Origin of the sequence: Methylotuvimicrobium buryatense 5G (assembly GCF_000341735.1) — a bacterium.
Classification (GTDB): Bacteria; Pseudomonadota; Gammaproteobacteria; order Methylococcales; family Methylomonadaceae; genus Methylotuvimicrobium; species Methylotuvimicrobium buryatense.
In genome coordinates this window covers 2,612,575-2,637,609 of sequence record NZ_KB455575.1, presented here as the reverse complement: position 1 = coordinate 2,637,609, position 25,035 = coordinate 2,612,575, and the positions used below count along the sequence as shown (strand labels likewise).

22 protein-coding genes are annotated in these 25,035 nt (G+C 48.8%); 11 read left to right on the top strand and 11 right to left on the bottom strand.

The window, feature by feature from the left end; all coding sequences use genetic code 11:
- Positions 1-173: 173 nt before the first annotated feature.
- Positions 174-1,352, bottom strand: coding sequence for a group II intron reverse transcriptase/maturase (ltrA, locus tag METBU_RS0111790; protein ID WP_017839828.1), 1,179 nt, complete (start codon positions 1,350-1,352; stop codon positions 174-176).
- Between the two features lie 873 nt (positions 1,353-2,225).
- Here ltrA and METBU_RS0111785 point away from each other — a divergent pair.
- The gene (locus METBU_RS0111785) at positions 2,226-2,564 is read left to right on the top strand and encodes a hypothetical protein (RefSeq protein WP_017840817.1); all 339 of its coding nucleotides are present in this window, start codon (positions 2,226-2,228) and stop codon (positions 2,562-2,564) included.
- Between the two features lie 223 nt (positions 2,565-2,787).
- A complete protein-coding gene (locus tag METBU_RS0111780) occupies positions 2,788-3,585 on the top strand; it encodes a DODA-type extradiol aromatic ring-opening family dioxygenase (protein ID WP_026130179.1) in 798 nt (265 codons plus the stop codon).
- Between the two features lie 176 nt (positions 3,586-3,761).
- Here METBU_RS0111780 and METBU_RS0111775 read toward each other — a convergent pair whose 3' ends face one another.
- The 3 genes from METBU_RS0111775 to METBU_RS0111765 all read right to left on the bottom strand — a co-directional run bounded on the left by METBU_RS0111775 (position 3,762) and on the right by METBU_RS0111765 (position 6,888).
- The gene (locus METBU_RS0111775) at positions 3,762-4,871 is read right to left on the bottom strand and encodes a TolB family protein (RefSeq protein WP_017840815.1); all 1,110 of its coding nucleotides are present in this window, start codon (positions 4,869-4,871) and stop codon (positions 3,762-3,764) included.
- A complete protein-coding gene (locus METBU_RS0111770; RefSeq protein WP_017840814.1) occupies positions 4,861-5,664 on the bottom strand; it encodes a class I SAM-dependent methyltransferase in 804 nt (267 codons plus the stop codon). Before METBU_RS0111770 ends, METBU_RS0111775 begins: the two co-directional genes overlap by 11 nt.
- Before the next feature lie 330 nt (positions 5,665-5,994).
- Positions 5,995-6,888, bottom strand: a complete 894-nt coding sequence (locus METBU_RS0111765) for a LysR family transcriptional regulator (RefSeq protein WP_017840813.1) — start codon at positions 6,886-6,888, stop codon at positions 5,995-5,997.
- A 149-nt stretch (positions 6,889-7,037) separates the two neighbouring features.
- On the opposite strand from METBU_RS0111765, the gene METBU_RS0111760 reads away from it, so the two are divergent.
- Positions 7,038-8,636 (top strand): SulP family inorganic anion transporter, encoded by a 1,599-nt coding sequence (locus METBU_RS0111760; RefSeq protein ID WP_175421657.1) that lies wholly within the window; start codon positions 7,038-7,040, stop codon positions 8,634-8,636.
- Positions 8,637-8,950: 314 nt separating this feature from the next.
- Here METBU_RS0111760 and METBU_RS25295 read toward each other — a convergent pair whose 3' ends face one another.
- The gene (locus METBU_RS25295) at positions 8,951-9,733 is read right to left on the bottom strand and encodes a class I SAM-dependent methyltransferase (protein ID WP_083877707.1); all 783 of its coding nucleotides are present in this window, start codon (positions 9,731-9,733) and stop codon (positions 8,951-8,953) included.
- Positions 9,723-10,415 (bottom strand): CDP-alcohol phosphatidyltransferase family protein, encoded by a 693-nt coding sequence (locus METBU_RS24005; protein ID WP_017840810.1) that lies wholly within the window; start codon positions 10,413-10,415, stop codon positions 9,723-9,725. Before METBU_RS24005 ends, METBU_RS25295 begins: the two co-directional genes overlap by 11 nt.
- 27 nt (positions 10,416-10,442) lie before the next feature.
- Here METBU_RS24005 and METBU_RS0111745 point away from each other — a divergent pair, with 27 nt between their 5' ends.
- Positions 10,443-11,465 (top strand): glycosyltransferase family 4 protein, encoded by a 1,023-nt coding sequence (locus tag METBU_RS0111745; protein ID WP_017840809.1) that lies wholly within the window; start codon positions 10,443-10,445, stop codon positions 11,463-11,465.
- Positions 11,466-11,774: 309 nt separating this feature from the next.
- Complete coding sequence (locus METBU_RS0111740; protein WP_017840808.1) at positions 11,775-12,662, top strand: lysylphosphatidylglycerol synthase transmembrane domain-containing protein; 888 nt, start codon at positions 11,775-11,777, stop codon at positions 12,660-12,662.
- 82 nt (positions 12,663-12,744) lie between these two features.
- Here the strand turns inward: METBU_RS0111740 and METBU_RS24000 are convergent, their stop codons facing one another.
- Positions 12,745-13,236, bottom strand: coding sequence for a MarR family winged helix-turn-helix transcriptional regulator (locus tag METBU_RS24000; RefSeq protein WP_017840807.1), 492 nt, complete (start codon positions 13,234-13,236; stop codon positions 12,745-12,747).
- A 779-nt stretch (positions 13,237-14,015) separates the two neighbouring features.
- On the opposite strand from METBU_RS24000, the gene ectA reads away from it, so the two are divergent.
- From ectA to METBU_RS0111720, 3 genes are all read left to right on the top strand, one after another.
- The gene (gene ectA / locus METBU_RS0111730; RefSeq protein ID WP_017840806.1) at positions 14,016-14,510 is read left to right on the top strand and encodes a diaminobutyrate acetyltransferase; all 495 of its coding nucleotides are present in this window, start codon (positions 14,016-14,018) and stop codon (positions 14,508-14,510) included.
- A gap of 46 nt (positions 14,511-14,556) precedes the next feature.
- Positions 14,557-15,867, top strand: coding sequence for a diaminobutyrate--2-oxoglutarate transaminase (gene ectB, locus METBU_RS0111725; RefSeq protein ID WP_017840805.1), 1,311 nt, complete (start codon positions 14,557-14,559; stop codon positions 15,865-15,867).
- Between the two features lie 300 nt (positions 15,868-16,167).
- Entirely contained in the window at positions 16,168-16,572 is a 405-nt protein-coding gene (locus METBU_RS0111720; RefSeq protein ID WP_017840804.1) for an ectoine synthase, read from the top strand.
- A gap of 31 nt (positions 16,573-16,603) precedes the next feature.
- On the opposite strand, the gene METBU_RS28110 is transcribed toward METBU_RS0111720, so the two are convergent.
- On the bottom strand, positions 16,604-17,029 hold the full coding sequence (locus METBU_RS28110) for a hypothetical protein (protein WP_186005681.1): 426 nt from the start codon (positions 17,027-17,029) through the stop codon (positions 16,604-16,606).
- A gap of 300 nt (positions 17,030-17,329) precedes the next feature.
- Between METBU_RS28110 and METBU_RS0111710 the strand changes: the two genes are divergently transcribed.
- Both METBU_RS0111710 and METBU_RS0111700 read left to right on the top strand, forming a co-directional pair.
- Positions 17,330-18,214 carry a TPR end-of-group domain-containing protein gene (locus METBU_RS0111710; RefSeq protein ID WP_026130177.1) on the top strand — a complete coding sequence of 295 codons (885 nt, stop codon included), beginning with the start codon at positions 17,330-17,332 and terminating at the stop codon, positions 18,212-18,214.
- A 547-nt stretch (positions 18,215-18,761) separates the two neighbouring features.
- Complete coding sequence (locus METBU_RS0111700; RefSeq protein WP_017840800.1) at positions 18,762-20,186, top strand: sodium/proline symporter; 1,425 nt, start codon at positions 18,762-18,764, stop codon at positions 20,184-20,186.
- A 50-nt stretch (positions 20,187-20,236) separates the two neighbouring features.
- Here METBU_RS0111700 and METBU_RS28105 read toward each other — a convergent pair whose 3' ends face one another.
- Positions 20,237-20,623: a hypothetical protein gene (locus METBU_RS28105; RefSeq protein ID WP_175421642.1), complete on the bottom strand. Its 387-nt coding sequence runs from the start codon at positions 20,621-20,623 to the stop codon at positions 20,237-20,239.
- 24 nt (positions 20,624-20,647) lie between these two features.
- Between METBU_RS28105 and METBU_RS0111690 the strand changes: the two genes are divergently transcribed.
- The gene (locus tag METBU_RS0111690) at positions 20,648-21,913 is read left to right on the top strand and encodes a hypothetical protein (RefSeq protein ID WP_017840798.1); all 1,266 of its coding nucleotides are present in this window, start codon (positions 20,648-20,650) and stop codon (positions 21,911-21,913) included.
- Between the two features lie 196 nt (positions 21,914-22,109).
- Here the strand turns inward: METBU_RS0111690 and METBU_RS0111685 are convergent, their stop codons facing one another.
- Together METBU_RS0111685 and METBU_RS0111680 are read right to left on the bottom strand one after the other, a co-directional pair.
- Positions 22,110-22,667, bottom strand: a complete 558-nt coding sequence (locus METBU_RS0111685) for an exosortase system-associated protein, TIGR04073 family (protein ID WP_026130176.1) — start codon at positions 22,665-22,667, stop codon at positions 22,110-22,112.
- A gap of 57 nt (positions 22,668-22,724) precedes the next feature.
- Positions 22,725-25,001: a Tex family protein gene (locus METBU_RS0111680; RefSeq protein WP_017840796.1), complete on the bottom strand. Its 2,277-nt coding sequence runs from the start codon at positions 24,999-25,001 to the stop codon at positions 22,725-22,727.
- Positions 25,002-25,035: the final 34 nt, after the last annotated feature.

The following is a 25,035-nucleotide window of genomic DNA, read 5'->3' as shown; positions in this document are numbered from 1 at the left end:
AGCCCTCATGGATGGGTTTACGGCGGTCCTCGATAGACAGTGGGTAGGCTGGAGGATCACCACCAGCCCCCCGTTGCCGCAAGAAGGTTAATTCCCTCTATTTACCATCGTGTCTCTTTCAGACAATGGGCGGCTCCGCCTAGATTGCCCTCGAAAGGGAGTCATTGTATTTGCTATGCAGGTTCATGATAGAACGCCCTGAGACTCAACAACCCTTTATTCTTAAAGTGCTTCAGACGTAGACGCCTGTTATCGGTCTTCCATTTCCTGTTAAACTTCATGCACCGTAAGCGAACTCGAATCCACTTGTCCAATTCCGTAAACAGATAACGATTATGAGAGAACGGCGTTGCAAAATAATTTGCCGTCCCTCGTATCACCTGATTAACCCGCATGATGCGGTAACTATCCAAGTTATAGGAGCGACAGGTCAACTCCCGGATTTTATCTTTGAATTTCTCTATGGACTTTGGGCGCATCGTGACCGCCCTTGAGCTAATATCAAACCCCAAGAATGCAAAACCCTCACTAAATGTGGTGACCTGCGATTTCTCAGGGCAGAGTTTCAACTCAAGATGCGTGTTTAAAAACGCCCCGACAAGAACCAATGCCTCTTTTGCCTGTTCCTCGGATGGGCATAGAACGACAAAGTCATCCGCATAACGCACAAAGTTCAAGCCATGCTCATGCAGATGCCAATCCAGATAGTTCAGCGCAATATTTGCCAACAAAGGCGAAATGACACCGCCTTGCGGCGTGCCGATCGTCGTTGGTTTAAAAACGCCGTCTTCCATGACGCCAGACCTAAGAAACCGTTCAATAATACCCAGAATATTCCCATCAGCGACCACATTGGATAGCCCCGTCATGATGACATGGTGCGGGATGTTATCGAAAAATCCCGATATATCCGCATCCAGCACATAGCGATTGCCCTCGCGCCAGATGTCCAGCACCCGTTCAATGGCCTGATGACAGTTCCTATTTGGCCGAAATCCACACGAGTTTGGATGGAACAAAGGCTCGAACAACGGTTCCAGCAGTTGCCGCAAGACATCCTGCGCAATCCTGTCACGGACCACGGGAATGCCCAACGGGCGAAATTTCCCATTCCCTTTGTCGATACGCACACGTTTGAGCGGATGCGGAGAAAATGTCCCCCGCGTTTTTAAATCGCTCAACAATGCTTGCAAATTCTGTTCAAGATTCGCCTCGAACATCACAATGCTTTGCTTATCAACGCCGGCAGCGCCCCGGTTACGTTTGACATTAAGAAATGCCTTGCGCACCCGTTCGATGGTTATTCTGCCTGTTAAAGAATGATGTTTAATCTTAAGCGGTTTCACTAACATAAAGACAACCTGATTTACCCCTCATACACTAACCAATACCTTGCCAACGGTCGTGCCGTGGAAGGCGTTTCTTAGCGACCGTCGGGTTTTCCAAAAGAGGAAGGACAGACCATTTTGGGGTCGTAGCCGACGGACTAACTTTCTTCATGGAAAAACCATGACAACGTATTTCTAACAACGGAGTCTTCTATCACCGCGCAATTGCGTGGCTACACCGAAGACGCTGCCATCCTTAAAGTGCTCAGTTTGGGGAATCTCACACACCAGCGCATAANCCCGCCATTTCGCCATAAACTTATAGGCGGGCATTACTCTTGAAGGGGTTAAAATCAAGAGACGCCGTAGGACTTTCATCGGTCAGTACCAATAACCATTATGTCTGGGCGACAACAGCAAGCACCCCTAATAGCCACTGAGAATAACCGTATAAATCCCAGTGAGAGAAGAAAAAAAACTCCCCAGTGTTTCAGGCGGACATAGACCCTGACACCTGATTCGAGGCTGAAACCTGCCACCTCCCTGACTATGCTTGCCTGGCTCCTTCAACGCCACCAGTTACCTGAGTGACCCTAACTGCGTACCCCGTCTAAGACGAGTTCGAGCAAGCATTTCTGTACAAATACGGATTCGCACAGGTAGGATTAGACACATCGCAACGTTCCTGTCACGATAGGTCGCACCGTTTAAGACTGAGCCGTTGGTACCTGCGACTCACACATATCCCATGCCTTTTATTCTTAGGCGGTTTTTGAATCAAAAGGGAGTAATTGAACCCTTTTCCCCCTTTTTTCTTCCGACTTTTGTTTTTTGTTAGTCAATCATGGCTGAACTGTTTAAGATTGAAACCCTTGGGTCCAAGAAATAAGGAATGAAATGAGTAAAAATAAATCAGTTATCATGGCTGTTTGGGCGGTTGCTTTGTCGGCGTGCGGAGGCGGTGGTGAGGATAGTGGTATGTCTCAGGTAAAGTCTGCTTTTCTTGATAGTTGCATACAAAAGGAAGGGCGGGCGCGTCCAGTCGAGCAGGCTAGGTCTTATTGTAATTGTGTGGCAGATTCTGTTTTCGGCAATAGGGATATTTTCGATGAAACCAAAAGGCTTATGTTTACGATGAGCGATAAAGATAGTCAACTGTATAAACAAGATGATGCCTCGATGGTTAGAGGCGCGCTGATGGCTTGCTATACTTCTAATTTTTATAAGAAAAAATAGGCTTTGCACGAGGTAATAGTTACAAGTCTCATGTGCTTTCGGAAGCGTTTAAAAATCCTACCTGATTAGCAAGATGCTTAAGCTAAACCTAAAAAAGTCCGTCATGCTCGCAGGGATACCCAAAGGGCAAAAGTGCGGGCATCCAGCGCCACGGATGGCAAGCTTCGAGCTATCCATGCAGCCTGGATTTCGGCAACCCCTGCCCACTTATTCTGGAGAAACGATGAAACAAACACCCAAAGCCCTGTTTCTATCCCACGGCGGAGGCCCTCTGCCCTTGCTGGGAGATTCTGCGCATCAAGAAATGATTTCATGTCTGAAAAGCATTGCGGCAAGCATTCCAAAACCCGACGCGCTCGTAGTGGTCAGCGCGCACTGGGAAGAAAAAAATCCCACGATCACTTCTGGACAGAGCCCTTTCTTGATATATGACTATCACGGGTTCTCGCCGGAATCCTACCAAATCCAGTACCCCTGCCCCGGCGAGCCATTCTTGGCTAGCGAACTACATCGGATGTTGGCCGATGCGGGGATTGATGCCAGACAGGACGAGTCGAGAGGCATTGATCACGGTGTTTTTGTCCCGCTTAAAATCATGTATCCGGAAGCGAATATTCCGTGCGTTCAAATGTCTCTTGTTGACACGCTCGATCCCTCTCATCACATCGAAATAGGCCGCGCCCTCAAGAACTTGAGTCGGAAGAACGTTTTGGTAATAGGCTCAGGCTTCTCGTTTCATAACATGAGAGCATTTTTTACGCCTGACGATGAAGAATCCAACCGGCTCAATCACTCATTTGAGGACTGGTTAGTGAATGTATGTTCCAGTCGTGAAATCCGGGAAGAAGAACGAGCAGGGCTGTTGATTCGCTGGAGCAAGGCGCCTGGAGCGCGCTTTTGTCATCCGAGGGAAGAGCACCTGCTGCCTCTTCATGTTTGTTACGGCGTGGCTCAAAGTCCGAGCTCCGAACAGTATCGGACCGTCATCATGAACAAAGAATCGAGTTTGTATCTGTGGTGAGCCGAATTTCAAAATGGCCTGGCACGCCATCAATGCTGCCTGCAATAGGCGGTCTCATTGAATTTTACGCCTATGTAGTCGATAGCGTTGTATATTTGAGTGCCTGATATAAAAACACACTTCAGAGCGTTCTGGCATTTTTAAGGCGAGAACGCTCAACGGGCGAAACAAGACAACTATTTAGCTTTGCCGGCTTTTGCCTTGCTTTTGGCAAGCAAGTTGGGCGGCGGGCCGATCGGATCGAAATTCTTGAGCAAAGGCACGTCGTCTTTGTTCATCCACATGACATTCATATCATAGGAGCCTTGCGGGCCCCAACCGCCGAAAAATTGCTTGCCGTCCGGCGTGAAGGCCCAGCACATGTCCTCGCCCGCCGTGTTAATGGTGTCGCCTAGGTTCAAGGGCTCTTGCCATTCGCCTTGGGGATTTTGATACGAAATCCATTCGTCGTGTCCGCCACGCGAGCCGAAATCCGGGCGCGTACTGGTAATGATCAGGCTTTTGCCGTCCTTCGACAGTCCTGTCCAATGCAAATGGTCTCGGTAAGGGGAATTGATTCTTGGGCCGAGACTCTGAGGTTTCTGCCAAACCCCGTTTTTCTTTTCGACCTTCCAGATGTCGCTGTCCTGGGTGACTCCGGGTTGCTGATAACTGAAATAAATCAGGCTGTCCGAGACGATGATCGGGCAATGTTCTTCGCCGGTCGGCGTGTTGAGGTTAGGCAGTTCCGGCACATCGTTCCAATTTCTGGCCGGTTGCCAGACGCCATCGACTTTCTGCGCCACATAGAGATCGCCGGTAGACAGATTGCCTGGTTCGTAGCGGGTGAAATAAAGCGCGTTGCCGTCATCCGACAGACTCGGTTCCAATTCCCACGCGGATGTATTGATGTTCGGCCCAACGTTTGGGTCGATGTCGGGCCCCAGATGAATCGGCGTTTGCCAAACGCCATTCACGTTATGAGACATCCAGATGTCAAAGTTGTAGGGATTGCCTTTGGATTCGATGGCGCCTGGACGCGTCGAAACGAAAACGACCGTTTTGCCGTCGGCGCTGTAGGTCAGTTCAAATTCCGAGGCCGATGAGTTAATCGGCACGCCGATGCTTTTCGCTAGCGGGTGCGGCTTTGCGTTTTCGCCGGCCGGCATGTCCATGCCCGGCATCGCATGAGACACATTCTGCGTCAAAAGAAGCGTCAACGCCGCCAAACAGGACTTGGGGATAAATGATTTTGTTTTCATGATGTGCATAAAGTTATTCGGGTTGGTATCTAAGTTATCGGGCATTAGGCTTTTCCGTCTCGAACAGAATCGCTTGCATCGGATAGCGCATCGGGCTTGAGCCAAGCTCTTTTTGGAAGGCTTCGGCCAGTTCGGTTACGATGTCCTCGGGATCGACTCCGCCTTTATCCCTGATTTCGAAGATCACCGGCGTGTAAACTAAGGCCCGCGCGAACGCAGTCACATCGAAAATATTGTATTCGTGGCGCTGCACCGAAATGACTACCGGGTCGAAACCGATTTGAATCAATTGTTCCTTGAGCGGGTCGATGCGATGGCAGGACACCGGATCGAATAAAAACTGCGGGGTATCCGACGGAAAGTATTGCTTGAGGACTTCGAAGCTCAAGCTGGCGAAGGGGTTGTAACGTTCTGAATCCCAAACCCGGAACAAGTACCGGCCGCCCGGCTTCAAGGTGCGGTAAACCTCGCGAAAGCCTTTGTCTCGATCGAAAAACATGATGCCGAATTGACAGACCACGGCATCGAAGGCTTCGTCATCGAACGGCAACGCGGTGGCGTCGGCGTTTTGAAACGTGACTTGTTCGTCGGCCCGAAACTTTTTTCGAGCCACGTCCATCATCGAATCGCTGATGTCGATTGCGGTCAGGCGCGCTTCTTTCGCCAATAAGCTGCGCAAGTGACGCGTCACGATGCCGGTGCCGGCGGCGATTTCCAGCACGTCCTTCGGCGCTTGTTCGGCGACGCGTCTTGCGGTATCGGCGCCGTAATGCTGGAATAGGACAGGCCCAAGGTCGCGATCATACGGAATGACAACTTCATCAACATAGCCGGACATGGTCTTTTTCCTTAGATTGAGTTCGAACGCCAATGCGTCACTAGCCACAAGTGATTGAATAGCTTGTGGCAAGGATTGGCATCATTTGGATATCGTTGAATAGAGCCAGTTATTATAGGTAAATTTTCCAATGATTAAAATGCATGGCCAATATCGGATTTAGCATGATACATATTGCAAATATGTCTGATCTTAACTTGGTGCAATAAATAACGTCCTAGAGCTAAATAATGGGGGTCTTGCATTGTAGCAAATGCTCATTGGCTTGAATTTTGAACAAGGGTTGTTCGCGGTTTAACGGGGCGGTGTTATGCGCATTGTGGTTTTATTTCATCCTTCGCGAGAAGGCGTGAAATTATCAAATAGGGTTTTCAATAGCGGATTGGGAAAGTGTCGTTCAGGGGTGATTGCATAAAATCGTTCCTTGACTTCCGCTATCTGCACGCATTCGACTAAATGGCCGCTCAGCAATTCGTCACGCACCACCACCGGCGGCACCAGCGTTAGCGTTCCGGATTCACGCGCCAACAGCCTCAGCATGGCCATGTCGTCCACTTCCGCAATGATTTTGGGCCGAACGCCGGCCTGGTTGAGCAAAAAATCGAAAGCGGTGCGGATTTCGCTTTCCATGCTGGGCACGAATAATCCGGCATGGTGCAAATCGTCCGGAAAACGAAAGTTGGTCGGGGCCGTCCGTGCTTGACAGACTAGGCTGGCAGGCTGTTCATCGAGCAAATGACATTGCCAATTTCGATCCAGGGCATCGGGAGCCGGACGATTAGACAAGAGCAAGTCCAGGGTATGTTCCTGCATTTGCTGCATCAAGGCGTTAAGGCTGCCGGAATGCAGCACCAACTCAATATTTTTCAAAGCCAGCAGCGGTTTAATCAAATCCAACTGAAAGTTGCGCGATAGGGTGGAAACTGCTCCGACACGCAGTAAAAGTCGGCTACCCGCTTCGCGGCGCTGCATGACACTCAATAGCTCATCACCGGCGCGGAAAATGGCTTGAGCATAATCCAAGGCAACGTGACCCGCTTCGGTCAAGATCAACTGCCGGCCTTCGCGTTCAAATAATTTTTGTCCGAAGCTTTCTTCGAGTTTACGCAACTGTATGCTCAGTGCAGATTGCGAGATATGCAGTTTTTCTGCGGCTCGGGTTAAGTTGTTTTCATTGGCGATGACCCAGAAATAACGCAGGTGGTGATAGTTCAAGATGGCCATGATTATTCAGTTGTGCAGCATATAAGAGGGGAGGGCTGGATTGCCGATATCGATATATAAAATATAACAAAACTGCAGAAATTATCTATTAGATTAAAGTAGTTCGAAAGGATAGTCTATTGGGGAGTTATCACTACCTCATGACGCCCATGCCTCAAACACTTGTCTATAACGATCTTCGTGCCGGTTTTTTTGTCTCTCTGATTGCCTTGCCTTTGTGTCTAGGTATCGCGATGGCCTCCGGTTTTCCGCCGATGAGCGGCCTGATTACTGCGATCATTGGCGGAATCTTGGTGTCTCGTGTGAGTGGTAGCCAACTCACGATCAACGGTCCTGCAGCTGGTTTAATCGTGGTGGTGTTGGATTCCGTGCATACCTTGGGTGCGGGCAATACTGCCGTCGGCGTTTCCTATACGCTGGCGGCTATTGTTTTATCTGGCTTGATCCAAATTGCCCTGGGCGTTTTGCGCGCGGGCAAACTCAGTGCCTTTTTTCCTTCCTCGGTAGTACACGGGATGCTGGCGGCCATCGGTATTATCATTCTGGTCAAACAAAGCTATGTTTTGCTTGGAGTTCCTACTGAGCCAGGATCTATTGTACAACAAGCGATGGCTTTGCCGAGGGCAGTGATCAATATGAATGTCCCTATCGCAATGATTGGTTTGATCGGCTTGGCCGTCATGATCTTTTGGCCCCGTCTTCCTTTTAAAGTCAGTCGTACCTTACCTGCACCGCTTTGGGTTTTGTTTTCCGGTTTGCTGTTGACGTTTTATTTCGATTTGGATCATGTGCATCGCTATCACTCTGTAGTGACGCAGTTTTTGACCCAGGGTGAGTTTTTAATCGGTCCTGCTTTTTTGCTCAATCTTCCAAACAATCCGTTGGATGCGCTGTATTTACCGGACTTTGCGCTGATCGGCACGGCTAAATTTTGGTTCTGCGTTTTTAATATCACTCTTATCGGCAGTTTGGAAACCTTGCTGAGCGCCGCGGCGGTGGACAAGCTAGATCCCAAGCACCGTTGTTCCGATTTGAACCGCGATTTGATGGCTATCGGCATGGGCAATACGCTCTGCGGCCTAGTCGGCGGGTTGCCGATGATTGCGGAAATCGTGCGCAGCTCGTCAAACATCAGTTATGGCGCGCAAAGCAACTGGTCGAACTTTTTTCATGGTATATTCCTGCTGCTATTTATCAGCTTGGGGGCCAATCTGATACAAGAGATTCCGTTGGCATCATTGGCGGCATTGTTGGTTTATACGGGATTTAGGCTCGCCTCGCCGATGGAGTTTGCCAAAACTTTGAGTGTTGGTTTCGGCCATTTTTTGGTGTTTGTCGTGACCTTGATCAGTATTTTACTGACGGATCTTTTGCTAGGGGTGTTGATCGGTATTGTCATTGAGTTGGCGCTGCACGGTTTGCGTGGTCTGAAGCCTGCCCAGATTTTTCAGGTCGCCTATCGTATTAATGAACAGGATCCCGGCAATTTTCATGTGCAGGTCCACGGGGCGGCCGTGTTTTCAAACTTTCTTGCGTTAAAAAGCATGACCGGCACGTTACCTAAAGGCAAGCAGGTGATTTTCGATTTGAGTGAAGTTAATTTGATCGATAGCACGGTATTGGAATTCATTTATCATTTTCGCGCCGAGTATCAAAGATCGGGCGGTACCTGTGAAATAACCGGTTTACACAAACACTATGCCGTCGCCAAGCATCCATTGTCCGTTCGGCGCGCACTGAGGGGTTAGTGGGGGACTGATTTTGTTTTTCGGCAGTTCAATCATGGAGTATCTAACCCGTATGCAGCGGAGCGGCATACGGGACTGGTGTGGCACCTGACTTCCCGGATTGCGCTATGCTCCATCCAGGCTACGCTGCTAGACGAACCGCGTAGGGTACGCTGTGCGTCCCATGGTAACCCCGCGATATTCATGTGCCAACCAAACCTCCAGGGCTCGGCTTTGGTACGCGCAGCGTACCCTACAATTTATGTATAACGATGAGAGCTGGAGCTTGGGTAACAGCATATCCATTATATTGTGCTACTTCACGTCATCATGAATTATTCAGCCTTGTAGGCATCCTTGCTTTGCCCCTCCTTAAAAACGGCTTTCAGATATATTCCGCCGCGCAATGCCGGTATTTTCAGCCTTTTACCGATAATATTCAAACCGGACAGCAACCAATAAATAGGCGAAGGCATGTCGCCTTTTGGGATGAAAGTCCAATAGTCTATCGTTTCCGGCACCAGTCCCGCGTCGTTTAGTAACCCGCACAGCTCTTGCCTCGTCATGAAGCGGTCGCTGCTTAAGTGCTGAGTGTCCCAGCGAAATCCGCGGGCGATCGCCGTGTACCAGCAATAAGCACCGTTAGGGGTTAAGCAGATGAATTCGCCGCCGGGTTTCAAGACACGCGCGATTTGCCGAAGTACTCGCGGTTTATCGGGCATGTGTTCGAAGGCGCCGATGCACAGTACCGTATCGATTTGTCCGGATTCTATAGTACTTAATTGTTCGGCCGGATCGACCGCGAATCGGATGGTTTCGCGATTTGCATGCTTTTCGCGTAATCTGTCGGCTTCCGAAATCATATTCGGCGAAAGATCTGTGCCGATAGCTTGTTCATAAAGGCCGGCTAATTCAAATAAATGCATGCCGGTGCCGCAGCCGATTTCGAGCAATGTGCCGCGTCGTTTGCCGAGCAATGGCCGGATGATTGAAAGGCGGTAAGCTAAAAGGCGGTCGGCGCGACCGTGCGCCTCCCTGTAAGTGGCGGCGAGTCGGTCGAAAAAGGCGCGAATATCGGCGGAACCTTCGACTTGTCGGGTTCTAAGCTTATGCATCATCGCGGGCGGGGCGGTAAATTAAGCGGATCGAGGCGATAAACGAATAGCTGAGCAACAACGTGATTGCGAGCGCCAAAGGGCGATAGATCGCTGGATAATCGGTAAAGCAGGAGATCAAGGCCAGTATCGTGACGACGAAAACGACCTTGCCTGTGGTCGTTTGTTGTTCTTTGTAGGTTGGCGGCTTTGCGATCATTAAAAAGCACACGAATACATAGCGCATCAATCCCGGCAGCAGTATCCACAAACCCAGGCGCTGATCGAGTGCGATCAGCCAGCATAGCACCAGCATGAAAAAAGCATCGGTTTCTTTATCGAAATATTCGCCGAATTCCGAAGCGCAGTCGAATTTCCGTGCCAGCCAGCCGTCGACGCCGTCGAGGCATAGAACGAGTAATGCCAGGAGAATTATCAAGTCGGGCCGGTGGGTGAAAGTTGCCAAGCTAAAGATCAGCAGCAAGCGGAACAAGGTCACGGCATTGGCGGGGCCGAATTGAGCTATTGATGGCCAATTGCCTTGGCCGCGAACAACGAACCAGGCAAACGACGACGCCGCAGAGCCTAGCAGTAGTTCGATAGGCCATGAGAGCAGCAGTATCGCAGTGCAGACGGCTAACAAGATCGTCGAATGCAGATTGCTCCAGCGAATCAATCGGGTTTGCTTTGAGAGTTCCGTTATCATGGTGTCGAATTTATTCGGAGTGTTGTGATGAAGATAGCGTTGTTACATCCACCCCTCGTCGAAATTTCGGGAGGCAATCTCTATAACCGGAATATACTACATCAAGCGCGCCTGTGCCGTTTTCCGTTGCATTCGGTCACTGTCTCGGCTATCGATCGCGAACGACTGGCCGAATGGCACGAAAATTTCGAGTTGTTGATTTGGGATAGTCTGTTCTGGCGAGAGTTGGCCTGCATGGCTGAAAGTCTGCAGAACAGTCCCTGTTGTCTTTTATGTCATTATTTGCCGTCTATGAATCCGTTGTCGACAGCACGCGAGCGGGCTGTTTGGCGGGAGATTGAATGCCGAGCGATCGAGTCGATGCGCTTTGTTATTGCGACCGGGCAAGCGGTTATCGACGAGATTCAAAAACGGTTTCCAAGCAAATCGGTCGGTTTATGCGAGCCAGGCATAGACGAAGCTTTCAAGCCGGAACCTGTGCAAAAAAATACCAGTACGATAGTGCAATTTTTGACGGTAGCCAATTTATTGCCGGAAAAAGGCTATCTCGATATTCTTCAAGCGCTGGCCAGCTTGACCGAGTGGTCGTGGCAATGGCATTTCTGTGGCAGCGATAGGGTTGATGCGGAATATACGCAACGTTTTTGGCACTCTGCCGGCGAAATGAATCTACTCGATCGCATTCGTTACGAAGGTGTGCTGACTTCGGAACAACTCAGCGATTTGATGCGGATTTCGGATGTCTTTGTCTCGGCGAGCCATTATGAATCCTATGGTATCGCCCTGGCCGAGGCGGCGGCGATGCGTCTGCCGATCGTTTGCTCCGAGACCGGAGCGGCTGGGCAAATTGTCCGGCATGGGGTGAGCGGCTTTTTGTTTGCTGTAAATGATGTCGGGGCGCTTCGCGCTCATTTGGCAAAGCTGATTAGCGAGGAGAAATTACGGCGCAGATTCCGGAAGCGGCAATTTTTTCAGGGTCGGTCGTGGGGGCAAAGCTTCATGATTTTTGACCGCTTGTGTAAAGAAGCGCTTTGCTTGACGGGGCAATGATAATCGGCGAGAACAGCTTGCGGTACATTGATCGCGAACGATGGGTATTCTTTCTCCTGATTAGCAAGTTTCTTCAGCTAAAGCCTAAAAACCAGTATATCCCAAGCAGGACGGGGTTTGCAACCCCGTCCTAAACGTTTTGACTTTGGCCGAAGTCAGCCGAAATGTTTAGGGCAAACCGAAACGTTGGGGACGGGTTAAATAACCCGTCCCGCAGAAGTGGCTACGACTGGCCACTGCTCGGACAATTGGCTTCAGTAAGCTGAAGCATCTTGCTAATCAGGTTCTTTCTTAAGATGGTTGGATACGATGCATAAATCAAAACAGTGGCTAACAGTAATTTTCCGATGGTTTGTTGCTATCGGATTGTTGATCTTCATCCTGAATAAAACCGATAGCGATTTACTCTGGCAAACTTTGCGTGGCTTTAATCCTGTGTTCGGATTGCTCTTGGTGGTTTGTCATATTGCCGTGCTGATGTTGATGGCTTACCGATGGAGGCTCATCGCTCAGCAATTGAATGTTGAGGCTACTTACGCGGATTATTTGAAAGCAATATGGATTGGTGCGTTAAGCGGCCAAATCGGTCCGCCTTTGATTTTTTCCGAAGTGGCTCGATTTAAAGTACTTCAAGATTATGGGGATACTCAATCGTTGATCGGCAGCCAAGTGCTCGACCGCTTATCGGGGCTGGTTGCATTGGTGTTCATACTGCTACTGACGTTGCCGATTAATTGGCCGGTCTTTGCCGAGATAATTTCGGCTGCTGCGTTGCTGCAAGGCCTGGCGATAGTAACGATAGCGGGCGCCGTTCTGTTTAGAACTGTGCTTTCTACGAAAATTCGAGCCGCGATGGCTCGTAATAATATCAGTGACGTAATGAGTCTCGGGCAGTCGCATTATGAGTTATCGTCGTTGATTCAATTATTATTGATGCTTGGCTTTTTATTGGCGGCTTACGGTTTGGGCGACCCGAAGCTGCCGTTTACGCTGTTTACATTGCTACCGCTTATTTTCGCCGGGTTGACATTGTTGCCTATTTCTATTTCGGATTGGGGGACGAGAGAGATGTTCTCCGTATATGTTTTATCGTTTGCCGGTTTACCTGCAGAGGAGAGTGCGGCAATATCGATTATCTTCGGGTTTACCTACTTGTTGACGACACTGCTAGGTTTGTTGTTTTTGTTGAAAAAGTAAAGGGGCTTTAATTTTAAGATTTTGCGGTTGGTTCAAGTCCCTCAATTTAAGTAAGCAGTGCATCATCTTTGGCGTTACCAATCTATTTTTCAGCCGGTTCGGCTTGTTTGTCCAGATTACCGGTATCCAGTACCGGTGATGCGTCCAAATCTTGGGCGTCCATCATTTGTGCGATACGTTGCAGCGCCGAAATAATCATGGTTTGTTCCCATTTCTGCAGATTGCCGAATTGACGGGTGAATTGGTCTTGCAGAGGAGGTGGGGCATTTTTGAGGGTTTCAATGGCTTCCGGGTTTAGATGAGCGTGAACTTTTCGTTTATCCTCTTTGGAGCGTTCGCGGTAAACCAATTTTCTTTTTTCCAAGCGGTCGAGAATCGTTGTTACGGTCGCTTGGCTTAGGCTCATGCATTGGGCGATTTCCCCGATAGTCAACTCGCCTTTATCGCGAATGGTTTGTAAGAGCAAGATTTGGGGCGCTGTCAATCCGGTGGTTTTGGCTAGGTGTTTTGAGTGTAGGTCCGTCGCTCGGATGACTCGGCGCAGTGCGATGAGTACTTCTTCAATTCGATTCAACAGGAATATCTTCTTTATAGTGTGCGAAGCGGGAATTATAAAACGAGTTCACGAATAAACCGATAGTTTAGGAGTATGAACAAAATAACTTCTACAGGTAGTAGGCTTTGCGGCAACTGCCCGGCTGCCGATATTCTCGCCAAGCGCACTCCAAGCCTCCATGGATGGGGTCTCGGCAGTCCTCGATAGACACATCCCATATCTTTTATTCTTAGGCGGTTTTTCAATCAAAAGGGAGTAGAAAAAGCATTTCACCATTAACTTTATGTGCTTCATGGTTGAGCTGCGAATTTAGGTTGATGGTTTTTGTCATGAGCACTCAACTCCGATTGAATAAGGAGGGTAACGGCTAGATTTATGCGGCATGTCATTTCGAGTCATAAAATGTTGATAAATATATAAAAAAATGAGCTTGTCAAGAGGTGGGTTTCGAGGCTTGGTTGATTGATCGTAATGTTTAGTGTACTATGCATATTTCGCTAAGCATTATTGCCTCTTCATTGACTTGTATCAACTATACCCATCGCACTTCAAATTTCGGCATTGACGTATGGAGGCGCCGGGGTGTTCGGCAAAGGTTTTGACAGCAGGTATGCTGTCACAGGGCCTACATGGACGTTTCACGGCGTCCTTTGACGGACACCCCGGCGCCGAAATTTGACCAGCAAAGAGTTATATAGTCCATGAAAATAGTAATCCACACAGGATTCATTAAGGATTTTATATTAAATATGTTTAGTGTTATTAATAATAAATGCGTGGAGCTTATATAAACCATTATGTTAAAAACACTAGATTTGCGTATTCCGACGTCCGAGGACGGCATGGCTGTCCATCGTTTGGTTGCGCAATGTCCACCCTTGGATCCTAATTCCATCTATTGCAATTTATTACAATGCAGTCACTTTGCGGATACCTCGGTTGCCGCATCTCATCAAGGCGATTTAGTCGGTTTTGTTTCCGGATATCTTATTCCTAGTAGCACCGATACATTGTTCATTTGGCAAGTTGCCGTTGGCGAATCGGCTCGTGGACAGGGCCTTGCCGGCAAAATGTTACGGCACCTCCTCACCCGGCCTCAGTGCGCCAAGGTATCTTTCGTCGAAACCACCATTAATCCACCTAACCGGGCTTCGTGGGCGCTTTTTGAGCGCTTGGCCAAGCAGTTGAATGCGGAACTTGTCAGTTCGACGCTGTTTGATCGAGACCGGCATTTCGATGGACAACACGATTCCGAAATGCTGGTCAAAATTGGCCCGTTCAACATGGCTTGATAGCCGATTGACACACCTGCCCAACAATATAAAGGGGAAAACGATTATGAAAATTTTTGAAGAGATCGAATCCGAAGTACAAAGTTACGCGCGCTCATTTCCGCGTATATTTAACAAAGCAACGGGAGAATTCCTTTATGACGAGGAAGGAAACCAATATATCGACTTTCTCGCGGGAGCCGGAACGTTAAATTACGGACACAATAATCCGATATTCAAAGAGAAGCTTTTGGACTATATCCATAGCGATGGCATTACCCATGGCTTGGATTTGCATACCAAGGCCAAGGGCGAGTTTTTGGAAGCTTTCAATGAGAAAATTCTCAAGCCGAGAGGCTTGGAATATGTGATGCAGTTTACCGGTCCCACCGGTACCAACGCGGTTGAAGCGGCTCTGAAATTAGCGCGAAACGTGACCGGACGGGAAAACGTGATTTCGTTTACCAATGGCTTTCATGGCGTGAGTCTCGGCTCTTTGGCAACAACCGGTAATTCGCATCATCGGGGCGCGGCCGGCGTGAGTTTAAACGGCTCCAGTCGAATGCCATATGACGGTTACTTAGGCGACGAGATCGATACGACCGCCTATTTGGATAAGGTGCTTTCGGATTCCAGTAGCGGTATCGATCTGCCGGCCGCAGTGATTGTCGAGACCGTACAAGGTGAAGGCGGAATTAATGTTGCGGGCTTTGAATGGCTAAAAAATCTGGACAAGGTGTGTAAAAAGCATGATGTTTTGTTGATTATCGATGATATTCAAGCGGGCTGCGGACGTACCGGGACGTATTTTAGTTTTGAAGAAGCCGGAATTTATCCGGATATCGTGACGTTGTCCAAGTCGCTCGGCGGTTACGGCTTACCTTTTGCCGTGGTGCTGATAAGACCGGAGCTCGATCAATGGAAGCCCGGCGAACATAACGGGACATTCCGCGGGAATAATTTTGCCTTTGTTACCGCGAAAGCGGCTATTGATCATTATTGGTCAGACAACGCTTTTTCCGAGCAAGTCAAAGCAAAGGGCGAGTATGTTTCAGAGCGTCTCAATGCCATCGTTGAAAAATACGGCGAAGGCAATTTTACCACGCGTGGACGCGGTATGTTTCAAGGGATCAATTGCGTCAATGGCGATATTGCCGGAAAAATTACGCGTCGGGCTTTTCAGCTGGGTTTGATTATTGAAACCAGCGGCGCTGAAGATCATGTCGTTAAGTTCTTATGTCCGTTAACGATAGGCGAAGACAATCTGAAGAAAGGCATCGATATTGTCGAGCAATCGATTAAGGAGATTTGCGCCAAGGAAAGTTCCATTCCTCAAGAAAAAAACTATTTTGAAGCGGAATACAAAATGGCCAGTTAATTCTGGGTCCATGCAGCGCAGACATTCAGCCTTGGCATAGCGAAGAAGCCATGAAGAGCATGAAGTTTTATGAAATTAGTTTATTGATTTATATGCTCTTTTCTTGACTATGTTCATGGTTTTCATGGTAAATAATGCTTGGTTATGAGGTGGTTGCCTAATTTTTTACCGCTTGTTAAGCATTTCTTACCGATCATGGCCAAAGCCTAAAAAAGTTAGGTAAGGTATGCCTTGTATTCCTTACGAGAAAACTCGTCGGCCAAATGCGCCATCAAACATTAGTAACACAATACTTCAATTATGATAGTTAGACGATTAGACGAAGCCAATAAAACCGAACGCCGTATTGTTTCTCCGGATAGTAACTGGGAGAGCACTCGTTTGCTATTGAAAGACGACAAAATGGGGTTCTCCTTTCACGTCACGACGATATACGAAGGCGCGGATTTTCAAATGCATTACCAAAACCATTTGGAATCCGTGTACTGTATGTCGGGAGAGGGTGAAGTACAGACTCTTGATGATGGTAAAGTTTATCCGATTCATCCGGGAACACTTTATATTCTCGATCAACACGACAAACATGTCCTGCGTGCTTTCAAGGAGATGAAGATGGCCTGCGTCTTCAATCCGCCACTGAATGGCAAAGAAGTTCATAATGCGGAAGGTGCCTACGAGCTGACAGCTGAATCTGTAGCTGACTAAGGATTTCTTGATAAATAACGTCCTAGTGGAACTATTGAGCCTTGTTGAGGGTTCGGTCACTCGGCTTGGCAGGACGCCGTGAATACGTTCGTGTAGGCTTGACGGCGGCGACTGATTGCCATGGATGGCATGAATGCAGATTTTGCATTACGCCATGGGTGGCGTGTATTAGGGCTCCAACAGTAGGCGCTTTAGGCGATGCAGGGCAGAAAAATGCTCCTGCATTTTCTGCATTCATTACATCCATGTAACTCAGCAATTGCCGAGGAGCAAAAATCTGCAAACGCCATGGATGGCGTGAATGCAGATTTTGCAGGAGCAAAAATCTGCAAACGCCATGGATGGCGTGAATGCAGATTTTGCAGGAGCAAAAATCTGCAAACGTCATGGATGGCGTGAATGCAGATTTTGCAGGAGCAAAAATCTGCCCTGCCGTCGACACCTGCCAATCGAGCAACCGAACCCTCCTTAAAATAGGGAAGTTATTTACGGCCAAATCCTAAGGCGAATAGCAACTCTACTTTCGTCGTAACTATTCAGCGTGTTTATGCTGCTTGGGTTCACTGTGTTCTGTCTGGCGAGTAATCGCACACTAACCATCCCTTGAGCACTTTGATGATACGGGGGGATTATAGATTCTTCATGTTAATTAGGTCGTATCATATATAGCCAGCCTATCGAGACATGAGTTCTTTAACTGCTAAACCAAGTCTCATTGCCGAGGCCTTTTATGGCTACTGTCCCGAAGAATCGATTTATGCTTAGAATATTAATGGTGTTGATCCTGCTTGCGCCTTGTTTTGCGTTGGCTGAGCTTGTCGACAATGAGAGAGAGGTTCAAGAGCGGTTAGATGCAATTGAATCTTTGGATAAGCCTTTATATAGCCCATTCATCGAGCGCTATATGCTGGATGAGCTCAAGCAATTGCGTACGGACATGGCTACGCAAAGAAATGAGCTGATTCAGCAAATTGTGGATAGAGAGCTCAGCTCGGTCGATAGAGGCGTTACTTACGCCACTAACACGGTCACTTATTTTTTCTACTTGATTGCCGGTGCTAGTACCATTTTGGTGTTGCTGGGTTGGACCTCGCTTAGAGATATTAAAGAGCGTGTGCAGTCCATGGCGGATAAGAAAGTATCGAAACTAGTCCATGAATACGAAGAGCGCTTGGCAATTGTCGAGCAACAGCTCAACAAAGAAGCTCAATTGATTGAGAAAATCGGCGAGGATATCGAGCGGACGCAAGATGTGCAATCGCTGTGGCTCAGGGCAGGACAAGCAAGCAGCTTGGCCAATAAAATCGCCATCTACGATCAAATTTTAAAATTGCGTCCTGAGGATTGCGAAGCATTGACTTATAAGGCCGATGCGGTGCTCGACATGGGCGAACCGCAGTGGGCCGTCAATTTATGTCAGCAAGCGTTGAAAAGCGACCCTGAAAACGGCCATGCTTTTTACCAATTGGCTTGTGCGTACACCGCATTGAATCAATATGAAGAGGCCGTTAACTGTTTATCCGAGGCCTTGGAGCGCACCGAGGATTATCGCGATAAGTTTGCCGATGACCCTGCCTTGGAAGCGTTAAAAGACTTTGAGCCGTTTATCGAGTTGTTGCCCAGCGAAGATAATACTCATTAAACCCTGTCTTCATTTGCTGAACCCAATTCTGATGGTGTTCGTAACAGAGCTTAGGATTTGGTCGTAAATAGATTCTCTATTTTAGAGGGCGGCTGTTCTTCCCTTTGCTGGTCAAATTTCGGCGCCGGAGGGTCCGTCAAAGGACGCCGTGAATACGTCCATGTAGGCTCTGTGATAGCATCCCTGCTGTCAAAGCCTTTGCCGAACACCCCGGCGCCTCCATGCGTCAATTCCGAAATTTGAAGTGCGATGGGTATCGATTGACAGGTGTCGGCGGCAGGGCAGATTTTTGCTCCTGCAAAATCTGCATTCACGCCATCCATGGCAATCAGATTCCGTCGTCAAGCCCGCAAAGACGTATTCACTGCGTCCTGCCAAGCGAGTTACCGAATCCGCTACAAACCTCATAGTTGCAGGAAGCAATTTGTGAAACCCTTAGCGACATTTCCTTATACGGCATTTCTCCCTTCATGCCGCTCCACCTCTCTCTCCACTCCCCGCACTTCCTGAAAAAATTATAAGATTTATCGATCAGATAGGAATATTAATGGTTCTCTCGTTTAGTTTTTTTTTACTGCTATTTACGCTGATTGGCTTGGCGTCCTATTGGCAAAGCCGTGGCACCAAGCAGGATTATTACCTGGCCAGCGGCAATATTAAACCTTGGCTGGTTGGTTTATCGGCGGTGGCCACGAATAATAGTGGCTATATGTTCATCGGAGTTATCGGTTATACCTATGTCTCAGGGCTCGCCGCCATTTGGTTAATGATAGGTTGGATTACCGGAGATTTTTTAGCATCGCTATTGGTGCACAAACGACTTAAGGACGCGGCCACAACCACCGGTGAAGTCAGTTACGCCGGCGTGCTTAGCGTCTGGAGCGCAGGGGGAAATCAGCCGGCGCTGCAACGTGTTATAGGTTTGATTTCGTTGGTTTTTCTATTGGCTTACGCCAGCGCGCAACTGGTCGCCGGTAGTAAGGCATTGCATGTGCTTTTCGGATGGCCTTCTTGGGCTGGGGCGGTTATGGGTAGCATATTGGTTACCTTGTATTGTTTCGCGGGCGGTATTCGAGCTTCTATCTGGACGGATGCTGCGCAGTCGATGGTGATGATTGTTGCAATGAGTGTGTTGTTGTTTACAGCGACTCAGTCGCTGGGTGGAGTCGAATCGACCCTGATGCAAATGCAAGCAATTGACGGTTTTTTAGACTGGTTCCCCAAATCTTTGGCCTTGCCGGGTATTGCCGGCGGTTTATTATTCGCAATCAGTTGGCTTTTTGCCGGATTGTCGGTCATCGGTCAGCCCCATATCATGGTGCGTTTCATGACGCTTGACGATACTACCAGTATGAACAAAGCACGTTTATGGTATTACCTTTGGTATATTGCGTTTTACTTGGCGGCCACCGGCGTAGGGCTACTTTCCCGCATTTATCTGGTCGATACGGAGGCTTTCGATGCCGAGTTGGCGTTGCCGACGATGGCCATGGAGTTGTTGTCTCCAGCCATGGTCGGTTTGATTTTAGCGGGTTTATTTGCGGCCACTATGTCTACTGCCGATTCGGTAGTGTTAAGTTGTTCGGCGGCGTTGACTCACGATATCTTGCCGCATCAAATCGAAAACCAGTATTTGATCAAAGGAGTAACCGTTGTCGTGACATTCTTGGCTTTACTCGGTGCATTAGCAAATAATCATAGTGTTTTCAGCTTGGTAATTATGGCATGGTCCGGATTGGCAAGCGCCTTTGCGCCTTTGCTGTTGGTGCTATGCGTGGGAATGCGGCCCACTCAATTCGCGAGTCTTGCTGCAGTCGCGAGCGGCTTGGCGGCCGCCATATTATGGCGTTATCTGGATTTGCACGAGAAAGCTTACGAAGGTTTGATTGGGATCGTTACGGGATTGATTATTCTTTGTTTAGCCGAGTTATTCCGGCATGTATGGAATAAAGATAAGGTGAACGTTTCTTAGTGCAAATATCTTCATGTACCTTACTGTGAAAGTTCGTAGATTTGGACTCTTTATCTAATTTTTCGATAAACGAAGCTCGGCAGAGAAAATACCGGCTCCGAAGAGGGTGCGGTTGCTAGACCGGCAGGCGTCGGCGGCAGGGCAGATTTTTGCTCCTCGGCAATTGCTGAGTTACATGGATGTAATGAATGCAGAAAATACAGGAGCATTTTTCTGCCCTGCTGCCGACATCCTCGCCAAGTATACCCCACACCCTTTTTGATCTCCAAATTGGGAATTGCTGCTTTTAATGCACAATCTTGACGCATAAACAAATCGTTAGTTTCAGAGAATTTTTTTGTACGTAATTGATATTGAATAAAAATAGGTGTTTTCGCGATATGGTATGTCTTGTGCTTAATAAATTTGTTTAATGGGCCGGTAACGGCCTGATGCAAGAACAAATTTCAGGAAGACATACCATGAAATCACTTTCTTTCCCACGCCACGGCGACAAAGAGAATTCCGATTTTTTCGAACATTATCTGCGCGAGCTTTTGACCGAACGGGATCGTGTCGGTTTGACCGACATGATAGGGCAAATCGACGCGCTAATGATCACAGTGGATCCTGGCCACTCTATTCGCTATGTCGGCGAACTTTGCTTAATGACGACTTATCATTATCTCGTGACGTTGGAAAGCGAATCTCATTGGACGCATATTTTACGTATCGACATGAGTTCGCCCGACCTGCTGATTAGAGAGGTCAAAGACCCATCGACTATGGGTATTTTTCGAAGCTTGAATGAAGTCTACCCAATTGGTGCGAGTAAGCCGAACAGTCGTTATATGGGTGAAATTCTTCGAGTGGAAAACATGAGCGAGGTGACGCGTTTGCAACAAGAGCGTGAATTTCGCTTTTTTTCGCAAGATGAGATTCGTCGATTGGAGCTGCCGGGTAATTTGGCGATCAGTAAGCCTTCACCCTATAGCCATAATATTGTCGCTTATATGGAGCGACCGGAAGATCAGATCAGAGTGTATTCATTGGGGCTTTCCCGGATTCGAGACGATGTACAAGCTGCTTATCGGCAAGCCAAGGAGCTGCAGGAAGAGCTCGGTATCGACAAGTTATTGAATCCCATCGATCATTTGGCAACACGTATTTATAGCCAGAATCGCGAAACTGCGATTCTCGAATGGCTATCGCTGTCGAGTTATTTTTATTGGGGTTCATACGATATCAAAGACCAAAACTCTTCAACCAATGTGACTAAAAGCGTGCATTTTGCGGATGAGATTAATAGTCCTGCAAAAGTGTTTACGGCTAACAACACGCCATATTTTGTTAATCACTTGGAAAAGTTACCATCGCCGACCGAAACCTTCGTCCGTAATTACGGGCCTCGCCTGCATCATTTAGCGATCGGTGTTAATGACGGCGAATATAATGGCATGGAAAATATCGACTACGTGGTGAGTGAGATCTCTCGTCAGGGAAAAAAGTTTTTGTTGGATGTTATCGGTTCGAGAGAAGAAGGTATTAAGCAGATATTTTCAAGTGCTTCGGAGCATTCGTCGTTAATCATTGAATATGTGCAGCGATTTGGCGATTTCGACGGTTTTTTCACTAAACAAAATGTTGCGGAATTGACGCATGCCGCCGGCGTTGAAGAAGAGTTACTTAATATTCAGGCGTCTGCGTCTGTAAAGCTAAAGCCTTCGTCAGAAGAGTTGCCGGCTTAAATTTCAGTCCCGTTTTTATACAGTACTCTAAGAATATATAGCCTTAGCTCTTCAAATTTCGGCAGTGCTTAAGGAGGCGCCGGGGTGATCGGCAAAGGCTATGCCTGCATGGATGTATTCACGGCGTCCTTTGACGGTTACCCCGGTGCCGAATTTAGATCTACGATGGGTTTATGTTCGGTTCCGCCTGGTTTCGTTATTTATGCATTTCCTCTTTGAATAACTGGTCTATTTTTCGTGAAGTGTCTTCATAGACCTCCTGCGTCTCTATAGGCTGCGGAGTGTATACCGCCGGTTCAGGCTCAATGACGGGCTCCGGTTCCGGGGCTTGGACGATGGGTTTCAGTTGCGGCGTGCACTGGTAGAGACGGTAAGCTTCGCCGTAGGTCGTATCGATGTCGAAATCATCCCAAACATAGAGAGGATATGCGATGGGTTTGGTCGGAAGCGGAATCGTTACCAAGTCGGCGATCCCGACGCCTATCCGGCCTGCCATGTTGACGATGCCTTTAAAAAGGCCTCCGGTGAAGCCGTAAAAGACGTTGCTTTGATTCGATGTGTTGATGACATTCTTCGGTAATTCAAGTATTGAGCCGCCCAGATTACCGAAAGCATTAAGCGCTTTATGGCCGACTATTTCGCCATAGCTGCCGCAAACGCGGGGATGGGTATTTTGAGCCTGAGACTCGGGCGCGAAGGCGGTCAAAAAACTGACCAGTAGCACTGGGATCATGGTGCGATTAGATGATGTCATAGCAAATCCTGCCGGTTGATTTAATTTTTCGCTTCAGTATAGCAGAGGAATTAAAGTTTATTTTTTCAACGCTTTGGCTAATGCGTCGGCCATCGCGCCCTGAGGCCTCGGTGCTTGCCGAGGTTGTTTGGCAGGTTTGCGGGGTGAAGGTGCCGGCTTTATTTCCGCGTTGGATTCTTCCTTTTTCATGGTTAGCGAAATGCGTTGTCTGGGGACATCGATTTCTAATACTTTAACCTTGACCATGTCGCCTGTTTTGACCACATCGCGAGGGTCTTTGACGAAGACATCGGCCAAATGCGAAATATGCACCAGACCGTCCTGGTGTACGCCGATATCGACAAAAGCGCCGAAGTTCGCGACATTAGTCACGACGCCTTCGAGCATCATTCCGGGTTTCAGATCGGTGATTTTTTCGACACCTTCCTTGTATTGCACGCTTTTGAATTCGGGGCGCGGGTCGCGTCCCGGTTTTTCGAGTTCTTGCAAAATATCGGTCACGGTCGGTAGGCCGAAGGTATCGTCGGTGTAGTTGGCCGGGTTCAATGAACGTAGATAAGCGCTTTGGCCGATCAAGTCGCGAACCGATTTGCCTGTGTCGCCAATGATCGCTTCGACGACAGGATAGGCTTCGGGATGCACGGCGGAAGCGTCAAGCGGATTGTCGCCGTTCATTACGCGTAAGAAACCGGCCGCCTGTTCGAAGGCTTTGTCTCCGAGGCGAGGGACTTTCTTCAATTGCTTGCGATTTTGGAAAGGGCCGTTTTGATCGCGGAACGCGACGATGTTTTCGCTCACGCTGGCCGATAAGCCGGATACCTGCTTGAGCAATGCGACCGATGCGGTATTGACGTCGACGCCGACCGCGTTGACGCAGTCCTCGACGACGGTGTCGAGCATGCGAGCCAGTTGTGCTTGATTGACATCGTGCTGATATTGGCCGACGCCGATCGATTTCGGATCGATCTTGACCAGTTCGGCGAGCGGGTCTTGCAAGCGGCGCGCAATCGAGACCGCGCCTCTGAGCGAGACGTCCAGATCGGGGAATTCTTTCGCGGCCAGTTCCGATGCCGAATAAACCGACGCACCGGCTTCCGAGACGGTCAACTTGGTGATTTTCAATTCCGGATGACGCTTGATCAAATCGCCGACCAGTTGATCGGTCTCGCGCGAGCCGGTGCCGTTGCCGATGCTAACCAAATCGACTCGATGTTGCGCGATCAGTCGGGCTAATGTGTCGATAGACTGATCCCATTGATTGCGCGGTTGAAGTGGATAGATTGTTTCGGTTGCGAGCAATTTTCCGGTCGGGTCGACGATCGCGACCTTAACGCCGGTGCGGATGCCCGGATCGAGGCCCATCGTCGCCTTCGGGCCGGCCGGTGCGGCGAGTAACAAATCCCGTAAGTTGCTTGCGAATACCCTGATCGCTTCAAGTTCTGCGGCTTCGCGAAGCCGCAGTTTCAGGTCCAGATCGATGCGTGTGAATAATTTGATTTTCCAAGCGAAGCGCGCGGTCTCTGCGAGCCACGCGTCGGCCGGTCTGTTGGTGTCGGTGATATTCAAGCGTTTTGCGACGAATTGTTCGCATAAACGATGTTCGTACTGGTCTTCTCGGGCAGGTTTCAATGTGATGCTGAGCAAGTCTTCGTTGCGGCCTCGAAATAAGGCGAGCGCGCGGTGCGATGGAATCTTGTTGATCGCTTCCTGATAATCGAAGTAGTCCTTGAATTTAGCAGCTTCCTGTTCTTTGCCGGCGACGACGGCCGAGTGAATGATGCCTTTTTGCCAGATGCGTTCGCGCAATTCGGAGAGCAGTTCGGCGTCTTCGGAAATGCGTTCCATGATGATTTGGCGCGCGCCGTCCAGTGCGGCGGCGGTATCGGGAACGCCTTTATCTTGATCGATATAGCTAAGCGCGACTTCATTCGGGATGAGGCTGCGGTCGTCCAGTATCGCATCGGCCAAGGGTTCGAGGCCGGCTTCGCGCGCAATCTGGGCTTTGGTGCGGCGTTTCGGTTTGTACGGTAGATAGAGATCTTCGAGCAGCGTTTTGGTGTCGGCATCGAGGATAGCTTTTTCCAAATCGGGCGTCAGTTTGCCTTGCGATTTGATGCTTTCGAGAATGGTTTCGCGCCGGTCGTTCAACTCGCGTAAATAAATCAGGCGTTCTTCCAGGTTACGCAGTTGCGTGTCGTCAAGGCCGCCGGTGACCTCCTTGCGGTAACGTGAGATGAAAGGCACGGTCGCGCCTTCATCCAATAATGCAATAGCGGCGTTGACTTGTTTCGGGTTGACGGCTAATTCTTCGGCGATGCGTTGAGTGATGTCCATATTGGGGTGAATAGTGAATCGTAAGTAGTGAATG

Bases quoted from the DNA above. Each gene is read 5' to 3' on its own strand.
- ltrA (WP_017839828.1), bottom strand. From the start codon at position 1,352: ATGTTAGTGAAACCGCTTAAGATTAAACATCATTCTTTAACAGGCAGA.
- METBU_RS0111785 (WP_017840817.1), top strand. From the start codon at position 2,226: ATGAGTAAAAATAAATCAGTTATCATGGCTGTTTGGGCGGTTGCTTTG.
- METBU_RS0111780 (WP_026130179.1), top strand. From the start codon at position 2,788: ATGAAACAAACACCCAAAGCCCTGTTTCTATCCCACGGCGGAGGCCCT.
- METBU_RS0111775 (WP_017840815.1), bottom strand. From the start codon at position 4,871: ATGCCCGATAACTTAGATACCAACCCGAATAACTTTATGCACATCATG.
- METBU_RS0111770 (WP_017840814.1), bottom strand. From the start codon at position 5,664: ATGTCCGGCTATGTTGATGAAGTTGTCATTCCGTATGATCGCGACCTT.
- METBU_RS0111765 (WP_017840813.1), bottom strand. From the start codon at position 6,888: ATGGCCATCTTGAACTATCACCACCTGCGTTATTTCTGGGTCATCGCC.
- METBU_RS0111760 (WP_175421657.1), top strand. From the start codon at position 7,038: ATGCCTCAAACACTTGTCTATAACGATCTTCGTGCCGGTTTTTTTGTC.
- METBU_RS25295 (WP_083877707.1), bottom strand. From the start codon at position 9,733: ATGATGCATAAGCTTAGAACCCGACAAGTCGAAGGTTCCGCCGATATT.
- METBU_RS24005 (WP_017840810.1), bottom strand. From the start codon at position 10,415: ATGATAACGGAACTCTCAAAGCAAACCCGATTGATTCGCTGGAGCAAT.
- METBU_RS0111745 (WP_017840809.1), top strand. From the start codon at position 10,443: ATGAAGATAGCGTTGTTACATCCACCCCTCGTCGAAATTTCGGGAGGC.
- METBU_RS0111740 (WP_017840808.1), top strand. From the start codon at position 11,775: ATGCATAAATCAAAACAGTGGCTAACAGTAATTTTCCGATGGTTTGTT.
- ectA (WP_017840806.1), top strand. From the start codon at position 14,016: ATGTTAAAAACACTAGATTTGCGTATTCCGACGTCCGAGGACGGCATG.
- ectB (WP_017840805.1), top strand. From the start codon at position 14,557: ATGAAAATTTTTGAAGAGATCGAATCCGAAGTACAAAGTTACGCGCGC.
- METBU_RS0111720 (WP_017840804.1), top strand. From the start codon at position 16,168: ATGATAGTTAGACGATTAGACGAAGCCAATAAAACCGAACGCCGTATT.
- METBU_RS0111710 (WP_026130177.1), top strand. From the start codon at position 17,330: ATGCTTAGAATATTAATGGTGTTGATCCTGCTTGCGCCTTGTTTTGCG.
- METBU_RS0111700 (WP_017840800.1), top strand. From the start codon at position 18,762: ATGGTTCTCTCGTTTAGTTTTTTTTTACTGCTATTTACGCTGATTGGC.
- METBU_RS0111690 (WP_017840798.1), top strand. From the start codon at position 20,648: ATGAAATCACTTTCTTTCCCACGCCACGGCGACAAAGAGAATTCCGAT.
- METBU_RS0111685 (WP_026130176.1), bottom strand. From the start codon at position 22,667: ATGACATCATCTAATCGCACCATGATCCCAGTGCTACTGGTCAGTTTT.
- METBU_RS0111680 (WP_017840796.1), bottom strand. From the start codon at position 25,001: ATGGACATCACTCAACGCATCGCCGAAGAATTAGCCGTCAACCCGAAA.